Here is a 2218-nt window from a genome sequence, read left to right on the forward strand (position 1 = left end):
CGCGGCGGGAACGGGCGGAGATCGTCGGGCTGGTGGGCGACGCGGTGCCGCTGCGCGCCCGGACCGGCGAGGCGCGCACCTTCGCCGACCTGGCGCGACAGCTGGGCACGACGCTCTTCGCGGCGCTGGACCACCAGGACCTGCCGCTGACGGAGATCGTGGAGCTGGCCGCTCCGGGGACCGGGGAGGAGCTGTACCCCACGGTGCTCTTCACCGTGGTGACCACACCGCCGCCCTCGCTCGACCTGACGTCGGTGTCCGCCTCGGTACGCGACCTGCCCACGGAGGCGGTGGCGCGCACCGAGCTCTACGTCGTCCTGGTCCCGGCCGACGACGGCATCACGGTCACGTTCGAGTACTCCACGGACCTGTTCACCCGCACCACGATCGAGCGGTGGGCGCGGACCTTCACCGAGTTCCTGCACATCGCGGCCCGGACGCCCGAACGCCCGCTGGACACCGTCGGAGGAGCCCGGAACCAAGCCTGAGCAGGCCGGACGGCCGGATCACGCGGCGGGGACGGTCACCACCGGGCAGTGGGCCCGGTGCAGCAGCCCGCGCACCACGGAGCCCACACGCATGCCGGTGTAGCCTCCGCGTCCCCGCCGCCCGACGACCACCGCCAGGGCGTGCTCGGCGGCCTCGGCCAGCACCTCGACCGGTGAGCCCTCGGTGACCTCATGGGTCACGGGCACGTCCGGGTACCGCTCCGCGAGGACGAGGGTGGCCTCGGTGAGCCGCTGACGCGCGGCCCGGAAGAGCGTCGCGTGGTCGGGGTGCCGGGTGAAGACCGGCGGCTGCCAGACGGCCACGGTCCGCAGCCCGCAGCCGCGGACGTGCGCCTCCTCGAAGGCGAAGGCCAGCGCGGCCTGCGAGGCCTCGCTCCCGTCCACCCCGACGACCAGCTGGGGCGAGGCCTGCGTGGTGTGCTCGGTGTCGCCCACCACGGCGACCGGGCACCGCGCCTGCGCGGTGACGGGGACGACGAGCGAACCCGCGCTCAGGAATTCCTCGGTCCGGCTCAGGTGGCGGGAGCCGAGCACGACCATCTCCGCCTCCGTCGACAGCTGGGCCATGACCTGCGCCGGGTTCCCCTCCAGGAGCGCGGTGGCGACCGGGACGCCGGGAGCACGGTCGTGGGCCCAGGCCGCCGCTGCCTCCAGGGCGTTCCGGCCCGCGACCGCCCGCGCCTGGAAGCGGGGGGTGTCGTCGACGTGCTGGGTGTCCCGCGGCGGGGGCACGGCGAGCGCCAGGCGCAGGGCCGACCCGCGCCGTTCGGCCGCGTCGGCGGCCCACGACACGGCGAGGCGCCAGTTCCTGGCCGGGTCGACCCCGACGACGATCTCCGGACGTTCCGACGTGTCGGTCATGATCCTCTCCCGGTCGGGTGCCCGGGGCGCTCCACCGGGGCACCGGGCCCGGGCGGGCCACGGGCACGACAGGCGACGCACCGGCGCCGTCGGCCACGACTCCTCAAGGGTTTCACGATCGGGCGCCGCCGCAACCGGGCCGCGAACCGGGCCTCCGCCTCCTGTGAGGCACGCGCCCGGAAGGGGAACCCGGGGGCCACGGCGTTCTCGGTGAGCGGGGCGCGCCGGTGGGCTCCGGAGTGCCGCGCCGCCGTCCGACGCCGGAGCCCAAGGAGAGCACCATGCCGATGCCGCACATCTCCCCGCCGACGGTCCGCGGCCTCGTCCGCGACGCCGCCACCGCCCCCTCCCTGCACAACGCCCAGCCCTGGCGTTTCGTCTACCACCGCACCGCCGGCGTGCTGGACCTCAGGTCCGACGCCACGCGCGACATGACCCACGCCGACCCGGACAACCGGGCCCAGTACCTCGGCTGCGGTGCCGCGCTGCTCAACCTGCGGGTCGCGGCCGCCCACAACGGCCTGGTCCTGCACACCTCGCTGCTGCCCGACGAGGACGACCCCCGGCTGGTCGCCCGCATCCGCCCGGGCACGGCCGGGACCGCCGCGGCCACCGGAGCCCTGGCGAGCCTGTACCCGGCCCTGTCCCGCCGCCACACCAGCCGGCTGCCCTTCGAGGACCACCCCCTGCCCGACGAACTGAAGCAGCTCCTGGCCCGCGAGGCCGAGGCCGAGGGGGCCCGCCTGCAGTTCCCCGGCGGCTGGCACGTCCGCTTCCTCCTCGACCTCATCGCCGAGGCCGAGACCTACGCCGAGCACGCCGGCGACCCCGACGAGGCCCGCTGGCTG

At 75.7% G+C, this 2218-nt stretch carries 2 protein-coding genes and 1 pseudogene; 2 read left to right on the plus strand and 1 reads right to left on the minus strand.

Annotated features, from left to right (window positions below; translation table 11 throughout):
• The coding region (locus tag HW445_RS27830) for a condensation domain-containing protein (protein WP_180223627.1) at nucleotides 1-488 on the plus strand (488 nt) is incomplete at its 5' end.
• An 18-nt stretch (nucleotides 489-506) separates the two neighbouring features.
• Here HW445_RS27830 and HW445_RS27835 read toward each other — a convergent pair.
• Nucleotides 507-1370, minus strand: a complete 864-nt coding sequence (locus HW445_RS27835; protein WP_180223628.1) for a universal stress protein — start codon at nucleotides 1368-1370, stop codon at nucleotides 507-509.
• Nucleotides 1371-1651: 281 nt separating this feature from the next.
• Between HW445_RS27835 and HW445_RS27840 the strand changes: the two are divergent.
• Nucleotides 1652-2218, plus strand: a pseudogene (locus tag HW445_RS27840) (nitroreductase); the annotation flags it as partial.

Origin of the sequence: Streptomyces sp. UH6 (assembly GCF_013421635.1) — a bacterium.
Taxonomy (GTDB): Bacteria; Actinomycetota; Actinomycetes; order Streptomycetales; family Streptomycetaceae; genus Streptomyces; species Streptomyces abyssomicinicus.